Here is a 16,680-nt window from a genome sequence, read left to right on the forward strand (position 1 = left end):
ACTTGCAGATGTCTGTTCAGACCGTGGAGTCCGTCGACCGACGGGAGGAGCCGTCTGACAGTGGGGACCGTCATCGGCTCACCACCCTCACCGGGCTCGCCGCCCTCTCGCTCGATGCCATGGCGTCCGTGGCGTACGGGCCCGAGGCGATCGTGCTCGTGCTGGCGGCGGCCGGGGGGTACGGGCTGGGGTTCACGCTGCCCGTTACGCTCGGCATCGCCGGGCTGCTCGCCGTGCTGGTGGCGTCCTATCGGCAGGTGATTGCCGCGTTTCCGGACGGGGGCGGGTCGTACGCCGTCGCGAAGGCTCATCTCGGGCGCCGTACGAGTCTGGTGGCGGCGGCTTCCCTCGTGCTGGACTACGTACTCAATGTCGCGGTCGCCGTGACCGCCGGTGTCGCCGCGCTGACCTCCGCCTTTCCCGCGCTGTACGGCGACCGGCTCTGGCTCTGCCTCGGGGTGCTGGTTCTTGTCACCGCCGTCAATCTGCGCGGGATCGCCGAGTCGGCGCGGGCGTTCATCGTGCCGACGGCTGTTTTTGTTGTCTCGATACTCGTGCTCATCGCCGTCGGGCTGTTCCGCGACGGGCCCGTTTCCACCGCCACGGCCGCCGGGCACCCCTCCGTACTCGCCGACAACGCCACCACCGTCGGCGCCCTCCTCCTGCTGAAGGCGTTCGCCGCCGGGTGTTCCGCGCTGACCGGCGTCGAGGCGATCGCCAACGCCGTGCCCTCCTTCCGCAGTCCGCGGGCCAGGCATGCCCAGCGGGCGGAGGTCGCGCTCGGGGCGGTCCTCGGGGTGATGCTCATCGGGCTGGCCGTCCTCATCTCGCGGTTCGGGCTCCAGCCCGTGGAGGGCGTCACCGTGCTCGCGCAGCTCGCCGATGCCTCGCTCGGGCACAACTGGGCGTTCTACGTCATCCAGTTCGCGACCATGACCCTGCTCGCCCTCTCCGCCAACACCTCCTTCGGCGGCCTGCCCGTCCTCCTCAAGCTGCTGGCCCGCGACCACTGCCTGCCGCACGTCTTCGCCCTCAAGGCAGACCGGCAGGTCCACCGGCACGGCGTCCTCACCCTGGCCGGGATCTCCGCCGCGCTGCTCGTCTTCTCCGGCGGCGACACCAACACCCTCGTCCCGCTCTTCGCCATCGGCGTCTTCGTCGGCTTCACGATCGCGCAGACCGGCATGGTCCTGCACTGGCGGCGGGAGCGCGGCCCCCGGTGGGCCGGGAAGGCGCTGCTGAACGGGCTGGGGGCGCTGCTCACCGGGGTCTCCGCGCTCGTGGTCACCGCCACCAAGTTCCATGACGGGGCATGGCTGATCGTCGTCGCGCTGCCGCTGCTCGTGCTCGCCTTCGAGGCGGTACGGCGGGCGTACGGGCGGATCGGCGAGCGGCTCGGGATCGGCCGGATCCCCGAAGGGCCGCACCGGGCGCGCTCGTTGGTCGTCGTCCCGGTGTCCGGTCTCTCCCGGCTCACCAGCGAGGCGCTGAACGCCGCCGTCTCGCTCGGCGACGAGGTGCACGCCGTCACCGTCACTCACTCCGAACCCGAGGACCGGGAGAGTGCCGTCGCCCTGCTCCGCGACTGGGAGCTGTGGAACCCCGGCGTCGCGCTCGTCGAACTCCCCTCCGCGCACCGCACCGTGGGCCGCCCCGTCGCCGACTACGTACGCGCGCTGCGGGCCGCCGAACCCGGCAGCCGGATCACCGTACTGATCCCGGAGGTCGAGCCCGAGCACCGCTGGCAGCGCATCCTGCAGAACCAGCGCGGCGCGGTCGTCGCCCACGCCGTACGGCGCGACACGGACGCGGCGGTGTGCAGGCTGCGGCTGCGGCTGCGACCCGTGGCGTCCGGCTGAGGCGGGGTGGGGTGGTGTGGGGTGGCTGGCGGCCCGTTCCGATGGGGGGCTAGCACCACCTCACGGAGCGTGGTTGGCCCCATGGTCCACAAGGGCTCCTTTTCCTACCGTTGGAGGTGTCCGCGGAAGTAGCGGATGCAACAGCTGAAGCAGTGGAAAGAGGGACGTCATGGCCTTGCGTCGAGACCGTACGCACACCGAGACGCGCAACCCGCGCCCCAGGAGCGAGGCCCCGGCCGCCGCCGCCGTCGAGCTCAGGTCCGTCACCCGCGGTTACGGGCGCGGCTCCGGCACCGTCCACGCCCTGCGCGGCATCGACCTCGTCCTGCCGCGCGGGGGCTTCACCGCCGTGATGGGCCCTTCCGGATCCGGCAAGAGCACGTTCCTCCAGTGCGCGGCCGGACTCGACCGGCCCACCTCGGGCGACGTACTCCTCGGCGGTGAATCGATCACCCGCCTCGGGGAGGACCGGCTCACCGAGCTGCGCCGCACCCGCATCGGGTTTATCTTCCAGTCCTTCAACCTGCTGCCCTCCCTCACCGTCGCGCAGAACGTCCTGCTGCCGCAGCGCCTCGCCGGGGTGCGCCAGGACCGCCGCCGCGCCCAGGAACTGCTGGCCGAGGTCGGGCTGCCCGAGCACGGCGACCGCCGCCCCGGCCAGCTCTCCGGCGGCCAGCAGCAGCGGGTGGCCATCGCCCGCGCGCTGATCACGGGACCCGAGGTGGTGTTCGCCGACGAGCCGACCGGCGCGCTCGACACCCGGGCCGCGCAGGAGGTGCTCGGGCTGCTGCGGCGGGCCGTCGACGCGATGGGCGCGACGGTCGTCATGGTCACCCACGACCCGGTGGCCGCGTCGCACGCGGACCGGGTGCTGTTCCTGGCCGACGGCGCGCTCGCGGGCGAGCTGCACCGCCCCGACCCGCAGACCGTCGCCGACCGCATGGCGCACCTGACCGCCGCCGCCTCGTCCTTCCCGGTACGCCACCAGTACGCCGGTGGCCAGTACGCCGGTGGACCGCACGCCGCCGGCCCGCACTCCGGCAACCAGTACGCCGGGAGCGCCGCGTGAGCAACGGCCTCGCACGGGCGGCCGTCCGCTTCCGCCCCGCCTCCTTCGTGGGCAGCTTCGTCGCCCTCCTCCTCGGCGCCGCCGTCATAGCGGCCTGCGGCGCCCTCCTCCAGACCGGCATCATGGCCAAGATCACCCCGGAGCGGTACGCCCACGCACCGGTGGTCGTCGCGGCCGACCCGTACACCTCGATCACCGTGGTCCACGCCGACGACACGGAGACCATCGACGCCCCGCTGCCCGAACGCGCCCGCGTGGACACGGCGTTGGCCGCCCGCGTCGCCGCCGCCCCGGGCGTCGCCACCGCGGTCCCCGACCTGTCCTTTCCGGTACGGTACGACGCCGGTGGCGGCCGGCAGCCCGCGCTGAGCGCAGGCAGCGCATCCGCCGCGAGCCCCCTCACCGCAGGCCGCACCCCCGCCCCCGGCGAGGTGCTCCTCACCCCGCAGGCCGCCGCACAGGCCAAGTCGAGGATCGGCGACCGCATCGCCCTCACCACCCCGGCCGGCACCGGCACCTACCGCGTCTCCGGCCTCGCCGCCGCCTCCCCGCTCGGTACGGGCGTGTGGTTCGAGGCCGCGGAGGCCGGACGGCTCTCCGGGCACCCGGGCAAGGCCGACGCGCTCCTGGTCACGCCCAAGGAGGGCGTCAGCACGGAAGCGCTCGCCGCCCAGGTGAAGCAGGCCACCGGCAAGTACGGAAAGGCCGGTCAGGACCTCCAGGTCCTCACCGGCGACGACCGGGGCATGGCCGAACTGCCCGCCCTGGCCGCCGGAAAGACGTACCTCATCGGCCTCGGCGGCTCCTTCGGCGGTGTCGCCGCCATGACCGCCGTCTTCGTCGTCATGGGCACGATCGCGCTCGCCGTCACCCAGCGGGCCCGCGAGTTCGCCCTGCTGCGGGCGATCGGCGCCACCCCCAAGCAGATCCGCCGCACCATCGCCACCGAGGCGATGCTGCTCGCCCCCGCCGCCGGACTCCTCGGTGCGGTACCCGGGTACGCCCTCGCGAAGTGGTGGTTCGGCGAGCTCGTCACGCGCGGTGCGGTGCCGTCCCAACTCACCCTCAGCACCGGGGTGCTGCCGGTGGTGGCCGCCGTGCTCCTCAGTACCCTGGCCGCCCTCGGCGCGGGCCGGATGGCCGCCCGCCGCCCCGCGAAGCTCAGCCCGGGACAGGCACTCGGCGAGGCGTCGCTGACCCCGCCGGGACCGGGCAAGGTCCGGATCGGCTTCGGCATCGGCTTCTGCGCGGGCGGGGTCTCCCTGGCCACGCTCGCCGCACAGCTCAACGGCGACGCGGCCGCACAGACCGCACTCGGCGTCGTCATGTGCTTCCTCGTCGGCGTCGCCCTGCTCGGCCCGCTGATCGCCCGCTTCGCCACCACCGTCCTCGGCATCCCGCTGCGCGCGGCCGGGGCCCCCGGCTCGCTCGCCGCCGACAACTCCGCGGCGAACGCCCGCCGGCTGGCGTCCGCGATCACCCCCCTGGTCATGGTGATCGCCTTCTGCGGCACGCTCGTCTTCATGCAGAGCACCATCCGTGAGGCCTCCGCCCGCAACGTCTCCGCCGCCGTCACCGCGGACCACGTCCTCACCCCGGCGGACCCGGCGGGCCCCGGCCTCCCGGACGGCACGGTCGCCCGCGCCGCCGCCCTGCCCGGCGTGGCGAGCGCCACCGGAATCCTCCGTACCGGCACGGTCTACGAGTCCATGGACAACCTCGCCACCGCCACCACCCTCGGCATCTCCGGCAACCCCGCCGACCTGCCCAAGGTCCTCGACCTGGGCGTGCGTACCGGCTCGCTCGCGGCACTGGGCACCGCCCGCGACACCGTCGCCCTCGACTCCGCACTCGCCGACAGCCTCGGGGTCAAGACCGGCGACCGGGTCCCGCTCCGCCTCGGCGACGGCACCCATGTCAAGCCGAAACTGGTCGCCACGTACACCCGCGGCCTCGGCGTCGGCCAGGTCCTGATGCCGCGCGCCGCCCTCGCCGCGCACGTCACGACCCCGTACGACAGCCAGATCCTCATCGACGCCAAGACCGACGTCAAGGCGGGCGCGGGTGCCGAACAGGCGTCCCTCGTACGGGACTTGAAGGCCGTGGCCCCCGCCGCCACGGTCACCGACGCCGCCGGGTACGGGGTCCAGGCGGACCTCGCCCAGGAACTCGGCGCCTGGGCCAACACCGTGATGGCCGCGGTCCTCGGCGGATTCGCCGCGATCTCCGCCGCCAACACCCTCGTGATGACCGTCCTCGACCGCCGCCGCGAGGTCGGCCTGCTCCGCCTCACCGGCACCACCCGCCGCCAGGTCAAGGGCATGATGCGCTGGGAGGCCCTGCTGGTCTCCGGCACCGGGATCCTCCTCGGCGCCGCCATCGCCTGGACGACGCTGCTCCCGATCGCCCGGGGAATCACCGGCGCGGGCCCGCACATCCCGGTGACGATCGCCGCCCCGCTGGCCGTCGGCGCCGTACTCCTGACGGTTCTGGCCACGGGCCTGCCGACCCGCGCACTCCTGCGCGTACGCCCGCTGGAGGCGAGCGCGGGCAAGCAGTAGGCGCGCACGGCGCGTGCGGCGGCCCGGAGGCACCTCGTGCTTCCGGGCCGCCGCCCGTTCCGGCCGTGGTCACTCGGCGCGTACGCCACCGGCTCGTGTGATCCACGTCACCTCCGCCCTCGTCACGGATCCGGCCGCCGCCGGGTCAACAGGTCGGAAGGCCGGAACCGGCAGCCAGTGCAGCCAGAGCAGGAGAGGACGACGACACCATGGAGACCCTGACCGTACGACGCGTCATCGCCGCACCGATCGAGGAAGTCTTCGACTGGTGCGCCACCAGCACCAACTACGCCCGCTCGCCCTTCATCATCAAGGCCCGACTGGCCCGTCCGGGCGCGGAAGCGCCGTACGGCACGGGTGCCGTACGGCTGCACACCTGGACCATCGGCTGGTTCCGCGAGCGGATCACCGCCTACCACCCGCCGTACGACTTCGACTACACCGTCGAGCGCAGCTTCCCGCCCGCCAGGCACGAACTGGGCCGTCTGACCTTCGCCGAGGTCGACGGCGGCACCGAGGTCACCTGGTCGACCACCTTCGAGGTCAGCCTCCCCCTCGTCGGCCCGGCACTCACCCGCCACCTCGGCAAGCCCCTCATCGCGCGCGCCTTCTCCAGCATCCTCGACGCGGGCGACAAGGCACTCACCGCAGCCCGGACCGGCGACCGTCAGGTGTGACCGCCGCCGCAGACACGACCTAGGCGCCGGCCTTCCGTCGCTCCGCCGCCCCCGCCTCCCACTCGCGGCCGATGCCCCGGATGAAGGTGGAGTAGACCCCCAGGTAGCGGAAGGGCTTGATGCCCGCCATGTAGAGGTTGCCGAACGTGCCGTTCGGCTTCACCAGGACGGCCATCTGGGCGTGGTAGCCGCCCTTGCGGTCCCGGTCCGGGATCCAGCCGAGGTGCATCAGGCCGTGCACGGTGCTGTTGCCGAACTCGGCGACCCACTCGTCGTGCGTCTGGTAGACGAAGGTGAACGGCACGGCGCTCAGGTCCTTCCCGCGCGGCCCTTCGAGGAGGTCCGCCGGCAGCCGCTCCCGCAGCGAGGCCACTCGGCCGCCGATGCCCTTCCCGGGCTCGTCCCAGCCGAACAGCTCGCCCAGCTTCCAGCGGATCGCGAAGAGCAGGCGCGGGACGGGGGACCCCTCGTGCGGCCCCCGTCCCTTGCTCTCCCGGGTGAACTGCTCCACCAGCAGGGCGAGATCGTCCGGGCCGCCCGGGGTGGGCAGTGCCCAGACGTCCTCCAGCCGGAAGTCGTCGGCGATCTCATGGATCCGCCACGGGCGGGAAGTGTGCGCAGAGCTGGGGAGTTTCATGGCAGAGCCCCTGTCTATACGTTGCCGTACACAAAACCTAGCACCATCTGTACGGCGCCGTATAGATGGTGCTAGGTCAACTCTCCCTCCGGTGCGCCTACTTGGCGAACTTCTTCAGGTCCTTCGCCAGTGACGCGACCGCCGCCGGGTTGCGCGGGCTCTCCACCAGGTCCGCGTAGTCGAGGACGACGATCCGGTCGTTCTTCACGGCCGAGACGTTCGCCAGCGGCGCGTACGACTTCAGGAACTCGCGCTTCTGCTCGGCGCTCGTGTCCCCGTAGTCGTTGATCACGATCACCTCGGGGTCGCGCGCCACGACGGTCTCCCAGCCCACCGTCACCCAGCTGTCCTTGAGGTCCTTCATCACATGGTCGCCGCCAGCCCGCGTGATGATGTCGTGCGGCCCGGCGTACGCGCCCGAGGTGAACGGCTTGTCCTGCCCGCCGTCGTACAGGAAGACGCGCGGCCGGTCCTTGCCCTTCAGCGCCCCGGCCTGCGCGTCGGCGACCTGCTTCTCGAACTTCGTCACGAGGGCCTCGGCGCGCTCCTCGACGTCGAAGACCTTTCCGAGGTTCCGCAGATCGGTGTAGAGCGCGTCGAGCGGGGCCATCACGCCGCGCGCCTTGCCGCGCCCGTTGCGGCACGACTCGCTGAGCAGGTAGGAGTCGACGCCGACCTTGGCGAGCGTCTCCGGGGTGAAGCCCTCGCCCTCGTTGAAGCCGTAGTTCCAGCCCGCGAAGACGAGATCGGCGCGGGCGTCGAGGACCAGCTCCTTGTTGATCGTCTTCTTCGAGAGCCACTTGGCCTTCTGGTAGCCGTCCTTCCAGGGGACGGAGGTGAGGTCGCCCTTGTCGTCGGGCATCACGAAGCCCGCCATGCGGTCGGCGAGCCCGAGCGCGAACATGATCTCGGTGATGCCGACGTCATTGGTGACCACGCGCTGCGGGGCCTTGGTGTAGGTCTTCGGCTGCCCGCAGTTCTGGATGGTCACGGGGTAGTGGCTGTTGGCCTTGGCCTTGCTCTTGTCCTTGCCGTCCGTGGCCGGGGTGACCTCGGCCCCGCAGCCGGTGCCGGTGGCGATGAGGAGCACGGCGGTGGTGAGGGCGAGGGCGGCGGGGCGTACGGGGCGATTGCGCTTCATGACGTGCGAGGGCTCCTTCTGGAAAGGGGTGAGTGGGCGTGACGAGAGGGGCGTTACGAGACGGGTGCTACGAGACGGGCGTTACGGAAGTGGCCAGCGGCGCCGGCAGCCGGTCGAAGAGCAGCTGTACGGCGCCGGACTCCGGATGCGGCACCCGGTGCGCCCGTACGCCGAAGACCTCCGCGAGCAACTCCGGCGTCAGCACCTCGTGCGGCGCCCCGTCGGCGACGATCCGCCCGCCCGCGATGACGTACAGCAGATCGCAGTGCAGGGCGGCCAGATTGAGGTCGTGCAGTGCGGTGAGCACGGTCAGCCCGCTGTCCCTGACCAGGGCCAGGACCTCCAACTGCTGGGCGATGTCGAGGTGGTTGGTCGGCTCGTCAAGCACCAGCACCTTCGGCTGCTGCGCGAGCGCACGCGCGATCAGCACCCGCTGCTTCTCGCCACCGGAGAGAGTGAGGAACCCCCGTTCCGCGAGATGGCCCGCCCCGACCCGGGCCAGCGCGTCCGCGCACACCCGCAGATCCTCCTCGGTGGCCCGCGCCACCGAACGCTGGTGCGGCAGCCGCCCCATCGCCACCACCTCGGCCACCGTGAAGTCGAACTCGGTGACCGCCTCCTGCGGCAGCGCGGCCAGCCGCCTGGCCCCCTCCCGCGCACTCAGCCCGGCCAGGTCCTCCCCGTCGATCCTGACGGACCCCGCAGCCGGCCGCAGCGCCCGGTACACGCACCTCAACAGGGTCGACTTGCCGCTCCCGTTGGGCCCGACGAGCCCCACCACCTGTCCGCTTTCGGCCCGCAGCGTGATGTCCTCCACCAGCCGCGCACCCCCGACCTCGACCGCGAGGCCCTCCACGTCGACCCTCATCACACGCCCCCGAAGGTGTAGGAACGGCGCCGCATCAGCAGCACGAAGCACGGCACCCCGACCGCCGCCGTCAGCACGCCCAACGGCAGCTCGACCGGCGCGAGCACCACCCGCGACAGCACGTCCACCCAGATCAGCAGCACCGCACCGGCGAGCGGCGCGACCGCGAGCAGCTTCCGGTGGTCCGCGCCGACCAGCATCCGCACCGCGTGCGGCACCATCAGCCCGACGAACCCGATGGCCCCGCTGACCGCGACCACCGCCCCCGTCACGGCCGCCGACACCAGGAACAGCTCCTTGCGCAGCCGCTCCGGATCCACCCCCAGCGACGCCGCCGTCTCGTCGCCCATGGCAAGGGCGTTGAGCCGTCGCGCCGACCACCCGAGATGGATCAGCCCGCCGAACACGGCACCCGCCGCGATCGGTACGGACGCCCAGTTGGCCCCGCCGAGGCTGCCGAGCAGCCACATCATGGCGGAGCGCGCGGCCTCGCCGTGCTCGGCGGCGAACACCATGAAGGTGGTCACGGCGGAGAACCCGTAGTACATCGCCGTCCCCGTGAGCACCAGCCTGAGCGGTGTCAGACCGCGCGGCGTCCGCGCGATCGTGTAGACGAGCACCATCGCCAGCAGCGCCGACAGGAACGCCGCCCCGGACAGCGCCCACACCCCGAGCGCCCCGAACGCCCCGAAGATCAGCACCGCGTTGGCCCCGACGGCCGCCCCCGACGAGATCCCCAGCACGAACGGATCCGCCAGCGCGTTGCGCACCATGGCCTGCACCGCGACGCCGATCGCCGAGAGCCCCGCGCCGACGACCGCCGCCAGCACGGCGCGCGGGAACCGCAGTTCCCAGATGATCGTGTAGGCGGGCACCTGCTCGGGAACGATGCTCCCGCCGCTCAGCCCGGCCCAGAGATAGCGCAGCACCTCACCCCAGGACAGCCCGGAAGCCCCGATTCCGGCCCCGCACACGAGCGAGACGAACAGCGCGACCGCCAGCGATACGAGCAGCAGCGGCAGGGGGACCTGACGGGTGCGCCCGCCGGGTGGGGCGGTGGCCGCTTCGGCCGTGGGTCCGCGTACGAGGGACGTCGTGGTGGTGGCCACAGGCGGTTCGCCTTCGCCTCGGGCCGTGTACGTACGTAACCCAAGGAGCGGCCAGGGCGCAGGGCGCCGAGTCCAGCACCTCTTCGCAGTCCACGGCGAATTGACAGGAGCAGTCACCGCCACGGGTGATCGGGCTTACGGAGCCGTACTGCTGGGGCTCCGCCTTACCGTTGCGGGTCAGCGCCGGACTTCGACCGGACTTCCCCCGTGGGGTGGCTCGCAGCTTAACGGGTGTCCCCGTGACCGGGTCGGACCAGGTCCGCCCGCCCGCACCACCGCGCTGCCTGGCATGCTGCGGACATGACCACGCACGAAAGCGAAAGCGGGAGCGGAAGCGACAGCGCAGCAGCAGCGGTATCAGCAGCAGCAGCAGCCGAGTTCGAATCGCAGCGGGCGCGGCTCTTCTCGCTCGCCTACCGCATGCTCGGTTCGGCGAGCGAGGCCGAGGACATCGTGCAGGACACCTATCTGCGCTGGAGCGGGGCCGATGTGTCGGCCGTCCGTACCCCGGCGGCCTGGCTGACCAAGGTCATGACCAACCTCTGCATCAACCACCTCACCTCCGCCCGCGCCCGCCGCGAACGCTATGTCGGGCCGTGGCTCCCCGAGCCGGTGCTCACCGGTGCGGCCGGTGGCGACTTCGCACTCGGGTACTCCGTCGCCGACCGGCTAGGGCCGCTGGAGACGGCGGAACAGCGCGACTCCGTGTCGTTTGCGCTGCTCACCCTGATGGAGCGGCTCACTCCGGCCGAACGCGCGGTCTTCGTACTGCGGGAGGCGTTCGGGCACAGCCACCGGGAGATCGCCGAAGCGGTCGGCGTCGAGGAGGCCCACTCGCGGCAGCTACTGCGCCGCGCACAGGAGCAACTTGGCCGTCCCCGGCGGCAGTTCGAGGTCGACGAGCAGCAGCGGCGGAAGCTGGTCGAGCGCTTCTTCGCCGCCACGGTCGAGGGCGACGTGGCGGGACTGGAGTCGCTGCTCGCCGACGACGTCGTCGCCTGGGCCGACGGCGGCGGCAAGGTGTCGGCGGCCCGCAGGCCCGTCACCGGGCGGGACAAGGTGCTCCGCTATCTGCTGGGCATGGCGTCCCAGCTGGCAGGGGACCGGTACCGCATCGGGTTCGCGGAGGCGAACGGGGAGCCGGCGGTGGTCGTCCACACCGGGGCGGAGCTGTTCGCCGTCGTCGTACCGGAGTTCAGGGGCGGGCTGGTCAGCGGGGTGCGGACGGTCGTCAGTCCCGACAAGCTGGCCTTCGCGGCGCGTCAGGAACCGTGATCCGCCCACGCGCTTCTGAAGGCCCATGACTCGATGTCCGTGTAGCGGATCGGTCCGGGCCCGCGCCCGATGTTGCTGCCGACCAGGTGCAGACGTGCCGTTCGCCAGCGACTGCCCGTGAAGTCCGCGAGAGAGGCGGCGGAGTCCACCACGGCGGCAGTGTCGGTGCGGCGGGCGCGGGCGAGGGTCAGGTGCGGGCGCAGCGGACGCCCCTCGAAGGGGATGCCGCACTCCTTGACCAGGTCGCGTACCTCCGTGGCCAGCAGGTGCAGCCCCGCGAGATCGCCGTCGATCCCGCTCCACAGCACCCGTTCGTCGAAGTGGCCGCCGCCGGTCAGGCCCAGTTCGAGGGGGCGGCGGGCCGCCGCCAGGGCCGCGAGCGGCGGGCGCAGCGCGGGCACCGAACCGGCCGGGAGCTCGCCGAGGAACGCCAGGGTGACGTGCCAGTCCTCGATGCGGTTCCAGCGCAGCCCCGGGTACGCGTCGTAGGCCGGGCCCAGTGCACGGGCCAGCTCGTCCTTGGCGTCGTCGGGCGGGGCGAGGGCGATGAAGACGCGGACGGTGGGGGACGCGTTCACCGGGCCGGGATCGGGGTCGGCGTCGCCTGGTGGAAGTACATGCGCCAGCCCGATTCCGTCAGCCGCCACAGCGAGCTCCGCCACGCCGTGCGCCCCGCGTTGTCGGAGAAGTACGTCAGGTGTACGAGACCGGGGGCGAGCACGGTGCCCGTCATCTCGCGCACCTCGACCGGGGATTCCGCGCTCACCGACCCCGAACTCGTCACGTCGAGGATCGTCGCCGCGTCCCAACGCCGCCCGGACGCCCCGAACTCGACGAACTCCGGGTCCAGCAGCTCCGACACCCGCTCCCGCGAAGCCCGCACCTCGGCATCGAGGAGCCGGAACTCCGCCGCGACGGCCTCCTGCACCTCCCGGACCTCCAGGCCCGCCCGCTCTCCGGCCGCCGCCGTCGTTTTCTCGTACGTCATGCGCGCACTCTACGTACCTGTCCCGGATCGTGGCGCCGGCGATGGCCGCATTCCTGCGCCGTGTGGGTGGGAGCGGGCGGTCAGGGACGGATGAGGGCCTTGAGGACCTGACGGTCGGCCATGGCCCGGTAGGCATCCTGTGCCTGGTCGAGGGGGAAGGTCCGGTCGAAGACGCGGCCGGGGGCAATGGTGCCGTCGAGAACGTCGGGCAGCAGCTGCTCGATGTAGGCGCGGGCAGGGCTGGCGCCGCCGGTCAGGGTGAGGTTGCGCCTGAACTCGGCCGGACCGATCGGACCCTGCTCGTACTGGGGAACGCCCAGGCGGCTGATGGTGCCGCCGTCCAGGACCGCACCCAGCGCGGTATCGAGGGCCTGGCGGGTGCCGACGGCCTCGATGACCTTGTCCACGCCCCCGGTCAGCTCGCGGATCCGGGCGATGCCCTCCTCGCCGCGCTCGGCGACGACGTCGGTGGCACCGAACGCGCGGCCCAGGACGGTGCGGGATTCGTGGCGGCCGGCGAGCACGATCCGCTCGGCACCGAGCCGCTTGGCCGCGATCACCGCGCACAGGCCGACCGCGCCGTCCCCGACCACCAGCACCGCGTCGCCGTGGCCGACGCCGGCGGTGACGGCGCCGTGGTGGCCGGTGGTCATCACGTCCGACAGTGCGAGCAGTGATGGCAGCAGTGCGGAGTCGGCGGCCACCGGCAGCTTCACCAGGGTGCCGTCCGCGTGCGGGACGCGGACGGCCTCGCCCTGGCCCCCGTCGACGCCGTCGACGCCGTACCGGCCGCCGTCGCGGCACGAGAAGTGCAGGCCCTTGGCGCAGTAGTCGCAGGTATTGTCGCTGTAGGTGAACGGGGCGACGACCAGATCACCGGCCTTCAGGCCGGTCACGTCCGCGCCGGTCTCCTCGACGACGCCGAGGAACTCGTGTCCCATCGGGCGGCCGGTGGGGGTGGCGGGCATTGACGCGTAGGGCCACAGATCGCTGCCGCACACGCAGGAGGCGACGACGCGCACCACCGCGTCGGCCGACTGGACGATCTTCGGGTCGGGCCGGTCCTCGACACGGACGTCACCGGCTCCGTACATCACTGCTGCACGCATCAGGGGTACTGCTCCTCACGGGGGGGGTGGGCTGGCTTCTGCGGGACGGCGTCAGCGTTCGAGCATCCGGGCCCGGGCCTCGGTGCGGGCGTCTTGCTCATTCACCGTCGCCCGGATCGCGGAGGCGTGGCAGGGCGGGCTCTTCGGGGGTAATGACAGGGCCCCCCTCGCGTCTGCGCGGCGAGCACCGACCGGATAAGACTGGAGTCATGGCATCCCGGAGCGCGCACAGCGAGGGCGCCGAGCTGGGCCGCTATCTGCGTGCCCGCCGGACCCAGACCAGCCCCGAGCACGTCGGCCTGACCGTGGGGGCGGGCATCCGCCGCACCCCAGGCCTGCGTCGCGAGGAGCTGGCCACCCTCGCCGGCATCAGCATCGACTACTACGTACGCCTGGAGCGCGGCAAGGAGACCCGGCCCAGTCCGGCCGTGCTCGACTCCCTCGCCCGCGCCCTGCGCATGGACGACCAGGAACACCAGCACCTCCGCGACCTCGCAGCCCGCGCCGCCCGCTACCTGTCCGAACCCCCGCCCACGCCCAGCCGCACCGTGCGCCCGCACTTGAAGCTGCTGCTTGAGTCACTGCGCCCGAACCCGGCCTACGTCATCAGCCGCAGCATGGACATGCTCGCCTGGAACCCCGGCGGCCTCGCCCTGTACACGGGTCTGGACGACTGGCCCGCCAAGCGCCGCAACCTCGCCCGCTACCTCTTCCTCCATCCCGCAGCCCGCGACCTCCTCCCCGACTGGGACCGGCAGATCACCGCGTGCGTCGCCCGCCTGCGCGCCATCGCAGGCACCGCCCCGGACGCCCCCGACCTCACCAACCTCGTCGGCGAACTCCTCCTCAAGAGCCCCGACTTCGCGGGGCTGTGGGAACGCTACGAAGTGACCGGCCGCAAGCCCGCCCACAAGACGTTCCAACACCCGCAAGTCGGGACGGTCACCCTGACCTGCCAGTCCCTCCACGTCGAAGGCACTCCCGGCCAGCGCATCGGCGTCTACACCGCGGAACCCGGCACCCCCGGCCACGACGCCCTGCTCCTGCTCGACATGACCGCGCCCCGGACCGCGGAACCTCCGGCACCCGCCGACTCCGGCACCGCCCTGACCCCGAGACCGTCAGGCCCCTCGGCCGGTGAGGCCGTCCGCCAGGCGGAGCAGGTCGGGCAGCCGCAGCACCCGGCCGCCGAACCCCGGCAGGGGGACGTGCAGCGGTTCGGTCCAGCGGGCGGGGATGGCGCCGATCCCGTAGCGGGCGCCTGCCAGGGCGCCGGTGACCGCGGCGACGGTGTCCGTGTCACCGCCGAGGTCGATCGCTGCCCGTAGGGCGTCCTCGAAGCCGCCGGTCGTACGCAGCGCCCAGACGGCGGACCCCAGGCAGGGCCAGACGGCACCGTTGAACTCGGTCGCCAGACCGGGATGCCAGTCGGGCGCGAGAACCGCTTCGTACCGTGCGCGGTGGTCGGGATGGACGAGGGCCAGGACCCCGGGCAGGGCGGGCAACGGGTCGTCGCCCGCCAGCGCGATGCGGACCAGCTCGTGGAGGACGGCGGTGCCCTCCCAGGCGGCCCGGTCGCCGTGGGTGAGGGCGGCGATCCGGCGGGCGGCGTCCATGGTGGCGGTGCGGCCCGCCGGGGCGAAGCGGACGGCGGAGGTGGCGGCCCGCATCAGTGAACCGTTGCCCGCCGCATAGATGTTGACCTGGAAGTGGAGTTGGGCAGCGAGGTCCCAGGGGCTCCCGTTGGTCAGTACGTCCTCGGTCTGCAGGCCGATGTCCTTGGGCTCGGCCGCCGCCCACCGCTGGAACCTGCCGAAAATGTCCGGCAGGTCCAACTCGCCGCGCTCCAGCAGGGATTCACCGACGAGCACGGCCATCTGCGTGTCGTCGGTGGCCTCGCCGGGGTCCCAGCCGCCGCCCCCGGCCATCTCACCGCCCCCGCCGGGTACGGGGTGCTTCGCGGAGAACGCTCCGGCAGGGCCGAACTCGAAGGGGCCGCCCAGGGCGTCCCCGACCGCCGAACCGACGACCGTGCCCCGCACCCGCTGTATTCGTTCCATCGGGGCAGGTTAACGGCGGATCAGCGGTTGGTCAGGGGCCGGTCGGTGGTGGGTTCCGTGAGGCGTGCGCGGCGCAGGGCGGGGAAGGTGGCGGCGACCGTGAGGGTGGCCAGGACGCAGACCAGGCCGCCGGTGATCACCGCCGTGCGGGCGCCGGTCGCCTCCGCGAGGAAGCCCAGTGCGGCGTTGCCCAGGGCGGGGGAGACCGTGGCCTGGACCATCCACAAGCTGCTGACCCGGCCGCGCAGTTCGTCGGGCGTACGGTGCTGGAGCAGCGCCGAGCGCAGCGTCTCGGAGATCAGGTCGCCCAGTCCCGCGAGGGCGAGCAGCAGCAGTGCGGCCGGCAGCCAGGACGTCATGCCGAACCCGGTCAGCGAGAGCCCCCACAGCAGGACCGCCCCGATCAGCGCGTGCCCGCCCGCCCGCGCCGTCCAGCCACTGGTGGCCGCGCCGACCAGCGCGCCGAGTGCGGGGGCCGCGTACAACAGCCCCACCACCCCGGGCCCGCCGCCGAACTGTTCGTCGGCGAGCACCGGGTAGAGCGCCTGCGGCATCGTGAAGACCATGGCCGCCGCGTCGATGAGCAGCAGCCCGATGATGAGCCGCTGCCCGCGTACGTAGCGCAGGCTCGCGGCCACCGCGCCGAAGGCCTGCCGTACGCCCCTGGGCGCTCCGGTGGTGGCCGGCGGCAGCTTCCGTACGAACAGCAGCGCCAGCGAGAAGCCCAGCAGACCCACCGCGTCCAGCGCGTAACAGAAGGCCAGGCCGGGGCCCGCGATGAGCGCACCGCCGAGCGCGGGGCCGGCCAGCGCCGCGAGCTGGGTGGACGCGGCGGTCAACGCGCCCGCCGCGGCGAGGCGTTCGGTGCCGACGAGGGCCGGTATCGCGGCCATCATGGCCGGACCGCCGAGCCCGGCCAGCAGCCCCGTCACCCCGGTGGCCAGATAGATCAGCCACAACCGCGGTTCCGCGAGCGTGGCGTTGACCGCGAGCGCCCCCGCCGCGAGGGTCAGCGGCAGCCGGGTGGCCAGCATCAGCAGCCGCCGGTCGAGCCGGTCCGCCAGCACCCCGCCCAGCAGTACGCCGACGACCATCGGTAACGCCCGCGCCAGGCTGACGAGCCCGATGTCCGCCGACGAACCGGTGAGCCCGTAGATCTGGACCGCCACCGCCACGCTGGTCATCAGCGTGCCGAGCAGCGCGCCGAGGAAGCCCGCGTAGAGCAGCCGGAAGTCCCGGCTGTCGCGGAGTGGGGTCAGGTCCATGGCGATGCGGGCCGAACGCACGGGTGCTCCAGGGGAGTTGGGGGTTAGGTGAGCCTTACCCG

Annotated in this window: 14 protein-coding genes and 1 pseudogene; 6 read left to right on the top strand and 9 right to left on the bottom strand. The window is 72.6% G+C overall.

Annotated features, from left to right (window positions below; genetic code table 11):
* Positions 1 to 8 precede the first annotated feature (8 nt).
* From ACZ5PB_RS20675 to ACZ5PB_RS20690, 4 genes are all read left to right on the top strand, one after another.
* On the top strand, positions 9 to 1,859 hold the full coding sequence (locus ACZ5PB_RS20675; protein ID WP_468693070.1) for an APC family permease: 1,851 nt from the start codon (positions 9 to 11) through the stop codon (positions 1,857 to 1,859).
* Positions 1,860 to 2,028: 169 nt separating this feature from the next.
* Positions 2,029 to 2,928, top strand: a complete 900-nt coding sequence (locus ACZ5PB_RS20680) for an ABC transporter ATP-binding protein (RefSeq protein WP_468693073.1) — start codon at positions 2,029 to 2,031, stop codon at positions 2,926 to 2,928.
* The gene (locus ACZ5PB_RS20685) at positions 2,925 to 5,489 is read left to right on the top strand and encodes an FtsX-like permease family protein (protein ID WP_468693075.1); all 2,565 of its coding nucleotides are present in this window, start codon (positions 2,925 to 2,927) and stop codon (positions 5,487 to 5,489) included. The genes ACZ5PB_RS20680 and ACZ5PB_RS20685 overlap by 4 nt, the downstream gene beginning before the upstream one ends.
* A 209-nt stretch (positions 5,490 to 5,698) precedes the next feature.
* Entirely contained in the window at positions 5,699 to 6,166 is a 468-nt protein-coding gene (locus tag ACZ5PB_RS20690; RefSeq protein ID WP_468693077.1) for an SRPBCC family protein, read from the top strand.
* 19 nt (positions 6,167 to 6,185) lie between these two features.
* Here the strand turns inward: ACZ5PB_RS20690 and ACZ5PB_RS20695 are convergent, their stop codons facing one another.
* The 4 genes from ACZ5PB_RS20695 to ACZ5PB_RS20710 form a co-directional block, all read right to left on the bottom strand.
* On the bottom strand, positions 6,186 to 6,803 hold the full coding sequence (locus tag ACZ5PB_RS20695; protein ID WP_468693079.1) for a DUF2867 domain-containing protein: 618 nt from the start codon (positions 6,801 to 6,803) through the stop codon (positions 6,186 to 6,188).
* 97 nt (positions 6,804 to 6,900) lie between these two features.
* A complete protein-coding gene (locus ACZ5PB_RS20700; RefSeq protein WP_468693081.1) occupies positions 6,901 to 7,944 on the bottom strand; it encodes an ABC transporter substrate-binding protein in 1,044 nt (347 codons plus the stop codon).
* Positions 7,945 to 8,011: 67 nt separating this feature from the next.
* Positions 8,012 to 8,812: an ABC transporter ATP-binding protein gene (locus tag ACZ5PB_RS20705; RefSeq protein ID WP_468693083.1), complete on the bottom strand. Its 801-nt coding sequence runs from the start codon at positions 8,810 to 8,812 to the stop codon at positions 8,012 to 8,014.
* Positions 8,812 to 9,834 (bottom strand): FecCD family ABC transporter permease, encoded by a 1,023-nt coding sequence (locus ACZ5PB_RS20710; RefSeq protein WP_468693266.1) that lies wholly within the window; start codon positions 9,832 to 9,834, stop codon positions 8,812 to 8,814. The genes ACZ5PB_RS20705 and ACZ5PB_RS20710 overlap by 1 nt, the downstream gene beginning before the upstream one ends.
* Before the next feature lie 387 nt (positions 9,835 to 10,221).
* Between ACZ5PB_RS20710 and ACZ5PB_RS20715 the strand changes: the two genes are divergently transcribed.
* Positions 10,222 to 11,196, top strand: coding sequence for an RNA polymerase sigma-70 factor (locus ACZ5PB_RS20715; RefSeq protein WP_468693084.1), 975 nt, complete (start codon positions 10,222 to 10,224; stop codon positions 11,194 to 11,196).
* On the opposite strand, the gene thpR is transcribed toward ACZ5PB_RS20715, so the two are convergent.
* From thpR to ACZ5PB_RS20730, 3 genes are all read right to left on the bottom strand, one after another.
* On the bottom strand, positions 11,184 to 11,774 hold the full coding sequence (gene thpR / locus ACZ5PB_RS20720) for an RNA 2',3'-cyclic phosphodiesterase (protein WP_468693086.1): 591 nt from the start codon (positions 11,772 to 11,774) through the stop codon (positions 11,184 to 11,186). The genes ACZ5PB_RS20715 and thpR overlap by 13 nt on opposite strands.
* Entirely contained in the window at positions 11,771 to 12,184 is a 414-nt protein-coding gene (locus tag ACZ5PB_RS20725; RefSeq protein ID WP_468693088.1) for a nuclear transport factor 2 family protein, read from the bottom strand. Before ACZ5PB_RS20725 ends, thpR begins: the two co-directional genes overlap by 4 nt.
* 80 nt (positions 12,185 to 12,264) lie before the next feature.
* Complete coding sequence (locus tag ACZ5PB_RS20730; RefSeq protein ID WP_468693089.1) at positions 12,265 to 13,293, bottom strand: alcohol dehydrogenase catalytic domain-containing protein; 1,029 nt, start codon at positions 13,291 to 13,293, stop codon at positions 12,265 to 12,267.
* 209 nt (positions 13,294 to 13,502) lie between these two features.
* On the opposite strand from ACZ5PB_RS20730, the pseudogene ACZ5PB_RS20735 reads away from it, so the two are divergent.
* A pseudogene (locus ACZ5PB_RS20735) lies at positions 13,503 to 14,360 on the top strand (helix-turn-helix transcriptional regulator); the annotation flags it as partial.
* 54 nt (positions 14,361 to 14,414) lie between these two features.
* On the opposite strand, the gene ACZ5PB_RS20740 reads toward ACZ5PB_RS20735, so the two are convergent.
* Positions 14,415 to 15,353: an ADP-ribosylglycohydrolase family protein gene (locus tag ACZ5PB_RS20740; protein ID WP_468693091.1), complete on the bottom strand. Its 939-nt coding sequence runs from the start codon at positions 15,351 to 15,353 to the stop codon at positions 14,415 to 14,417.
* Between the two features lie 20 nt (positions 15,354 to 15,373).
* Positions 15,374 to 16,639: an MFS transporter gene (locus ACZ5PB_RS20745; RefSeq protein WP_468693092.1), complete on the bottom strand. Its 1,266-nt coding sequence runs from the start codon at positions 16,637 to 16,639 to the stop codon at positions 15,374 to 15,376.
* Between the last annotated feature and the right edge of the window lie 41 nt (positions 16,640 to 16,680).

Source organism: Streptomyces sp. NPDC032721, assembly GCF_055579625.1.

What these genes read in the sequence shown, in the direction of transcription:
- ACZ5PB_RS20675 (WP_468693070.1), top strand. Translation starts at nt 9, where the DNA reads ATGTCTGTTCAGACCGTGGAGTCCGTCGACCGACGGGAGGAGCCGTCT.
- ACZ5PB_RS20680 (WP_468693073.1), top strand. Translation starts at nt 2,029, where the DNA reads ATGGCCTTGCGTCGAGACCGTACGCACACCGAGACGCGCAACCCGCGC.
- ACZ5PB_RS20690 (WP_468693077.1), top strand. Translation starts at nt 5,699, where the DNA reads ATGGAGACCCTGACCGTACGACGCGTCATCGCCGCACCGATCGAGGAA.
- ACZ5PB_RS20695 (WP_468693079.1), bottom strand. Translation starts at nt 6,803, where the DNA reads ATGAAACTCCCCAGCTCTGCGCACACTTCCCGCCCGTGGCGGATCCAT.
- ACZ5PB_RS20700 (WP_468693081.1), bottom strand. Translation starts at nt 7,944, where the DNA reads ATGAAGCGCAATCGCCCCGTACGCCCCGCCGCCCTCGCCCTCACCACC.
- ACZ5PB_RS20705 (WP_468693083.1), bottom strand. Translation starts at nt 8,812, where the DNA reads ATGAGGGTCGACGTGGAGGGCCTCGCGGTCGAGGTCGGGGGTGCGCGG.
- ACZ5PB_RS20715 (WP_468693084.1), top strand. Translation starts at nt 10,222, where the DNA reads ATGACCACGCACGAAAGCGAAAGCGGGAGCGGAAGCGACAGCGCAGCA.
- ACZ5PB_RS20725 (WP_468693088.1), bottom strand. Translation starts at nt 12,184, where the DNA reads ATGACGTACGAGAAAACGACGGCGGCGGCCGGAGAGCGGGCGGGCCTG.
- ACZ5PB_RS20730 (WP_468693089.1), bottom strand. Translation starts at nt 13,293, where the DNA reads ATGCGTGCAGCAGTGATGTACGGAGCCGGTGACGTCCGTGTCGAGGAC.
- ACZ5PB_RS20740 (WP_468693091.1), bottom strand. Translation starts at nt 15,353, where the DNA reads ATGGAACGAATACAGCGGGTGCGGGGCACGGTCGTCGGTTCGGCGGTC.